This is a genomic window from Thermodesulfobacteriota bacterium (assembly GCA_040756475.1).
Classification (GTDB): Bacteria; Desulfobacterota; Deferrisomatia; order Deferrisomatales; family JACRMM01; genus JBFLZB01.
The window spans coordinates 1-2,459 of sequence record JBFLZB010000336.1 but is presented as its reverse complement, the minus strand read 5'-3'; the positions used below and the strand labels follow the sequence as shown (position 1 = coordinate 2,459).

1 protein-coding gene and 1 pseudogene are annotated in these 2,459 nt (G+C 65.9%); both read left to right on the top strand.

The window, feature by feature from the left end:
- Positions 1-89: 89 nt before the first annotated feature.
- Positions 90-182: pseudogene (locus AB1578_23405) on the top strand (prepilin-type N-terminal cleavage/methylation domain-containing protein).
- Positions 183-1,040: 858 nt separating this feature from the next.
- Positions 1,041-2,297, top strand: a complete 1,257-nt coding sequence (gene ltrA / locus AB1578_23400; protein ID MEW6490845.1) for a group II intron reverse transcriptase/maturase — start codon at positions 1,041-1,043, stop codon at positions 2,295-2,297.
- Positions 2,298-2,459 lie beyond the last annotated feature (162 nt).

Here is a 2,459-nt window from a genome sequence, read left to right as displayed (position 1 = left end):
CTAACCAGGGGGTCGGCCCAAGCCGATCCGGCCCCGCAGTCGATCGGGGCGAGCAAGTGGGACCCAAAGAAGTCGATGGAGGTGTAACCATGTTCCGCAACGCGAAGGGCTTCACCCTGATCGAGCTGATGATCGTCGTCGTCATCATCGGCATCCTGGCGGCGATCGCGATTCCGAACTACGTGAGCATGCAGGACCGTGCCCGTGAGGGCAGCGTGAAGGGCAACGCGCACGCCTGCCAGCTCTACGGGGAGGATGAGGCGGTCCAGGCCAACGGGTCGTATCCCGACGCGGTCGCCTTGGTGCTGAACGCCGACTATGACAACCCGTTCGGCGGCGACGCGTTCGCGGACGGGGCGGCCGGCAACGGCGCGGGTGTCTGCTACTGGGACGTCAGCGACGACAACACGAGCTACGTGATCACGGCCAACGGGAAGGCAGGCACGTCGATCCTCGTGCTGAGCAACACGGTCAACTAGACCTGACCCGTAGTCCGGGGGTGGAAGACGCGGGGCCCTGCAGCGGGTCCCGCGTCTTTTGGGTGCGCCCGGCATGGACACAGGCTTGGAGGTGCAAGCCCTCTCCTAAGCAGGTCACAGCGAGGGAAGGGAAGCGCAAGGGCGGAAGGGTGACCGACCGTCCGGAGGAAGCGCGGAACGAACCCGCGGGCCGATGGACAAGAACCGGATAGGAGGCGCTGCCGACCGAGGCGAGCGAGCCCATGATCGCGAAGCCTTTGTGACCAAGGGGAAGCGGCGTAGATCCGGCGGCCGTGCGGGGAAGGTCTGTGTTCTTACCCGGGGAGATCTCGCCTGACGCCTGAAAGGGCGACGCCGGACCAGCGGCGGAGCGAGAGGTCAGCAGAGGCCGTAGTAGCCGCCGCGAGGCGGCGAAGGGCCGAACGAGAAGAAGAGCTGGAAGCGTCCGGGAACGGAGGGGTCAGGCCACAGATGACCAGGCAGCTGGAGCTCCCGTTCGAGGGTAGGGGTGAAGCCCCGAGAGTAGGACGGAGCGTGGAGACCCCGAAGACGCCCGGGAGGATGGAAGGCTCAGGAGCGAGCGGTCTGATGGAACGGGCGGTCAGCCGCCCGAACATGGTGGCCGCGTTCAAGCGGGTGAAGGAGAACAAGGGCAGCCCCGGCATCGACGGGATGACCGTGGAGGATCTGCCCGTCTGGTTGCAGGAGAACTGGGAAGGAATCCGGGAGCAGCTGCTCTCGGGGACCTACCGGCCTCAAGCAATCCGGCGGCAGACGATCCCCAAGACGGGAGGAGGCGAGCGCGAGCTCGGCATCCCGACCGTCCTGGACCGGCTCATCCAGCAAGCCCTGCTTCAAGTCCTCCAGCCGATCTTCGACCCGACCTTCTCCGACCACAGCTACGGATTCCGGCCTGGACGCAGCGCCCACCAGGCAGTACGGCGGGCGCAGCAGTACGTCCAGGAAGGCCGGCGCTGGGTGGTGGACGTCGACTTGGCTCGGTTCTTCGATCGAGTCAATCACGACATCCTGATGGAGAGGCTGTCGAGACGGACCGGGGACAAGAGGGTGCTGCGGTTGATCCGCCGCTACCTCGAAGCAGGGGTGATGGTGAACGGGGTGGTCATGGAGCGGCAAGAGGGGACTCCGCAGGGAGGGCCACTCTCACCGCTTCTGGCCAACGTGCTCCTCGATGAGGTCGACAAGGAGCTGGAGAGGCGGGGTCACCGCTTTGTCCGCTACGCCGACGATGGCAACGTCTACGTCAAGTCCCGGCGTGCGGGCGAGCGGGTCATGGCGCTGCTTCGACGCCTGTATTCCAGGCTCCATCTCCAGGTCAACGAGTCGAAGAGCGCGGTCGCGCGGGTGTGGGACCGGAAGTTCCTGGGGTTTTCCTTTTGGACGGCCCCGGCGAAGAAGGTCCGATTGCGCGTCGCGAAGAAGGCCCTCGAAGAGATGAAGGAGCGCGTGCGACGGCTGACCCGCCGCAGCGCGGGGCGGAGCATCAACCAGGTCGTGGGGGAGCTGCGGTCGTATCTGGTGGGGTGGAAGAACTACTTCCGGCTCGCCGACACCCCGAAGGTCTTCCTAGAGCTGGACGAGTGGATCCGTCACCGTCTCCGAGCGATCCAACTTAAGCAGTGGAAACGGGGCCGGACGACCTACCGGGAACTGGTTTCTCGGGGGCTCTCTCCGGACCGGGCCGCCCAGGTGGCGGCCAACACTCGCAGATGGTGGAAGAACTCGGCGATGGCCCTCCACATCGCTCTCCCGAACCGTCTGTTCGACGAGCTGGGGCTTCCTCGGCTCGGCGCGTGACCTCAACTTCTCGAACCGCCGGATGCGGACCCGCTTGTCCGGTGGTGTGGGAGGGGAGCGACGGGCGAACCGCCGCCCCCTATCCCGATTGCGCCCGGCATGGACGCAAACTTGGAGGGGCAAGTCCTCCCTCCGAGCAGGTCACAACGAGGGAAAGGCATT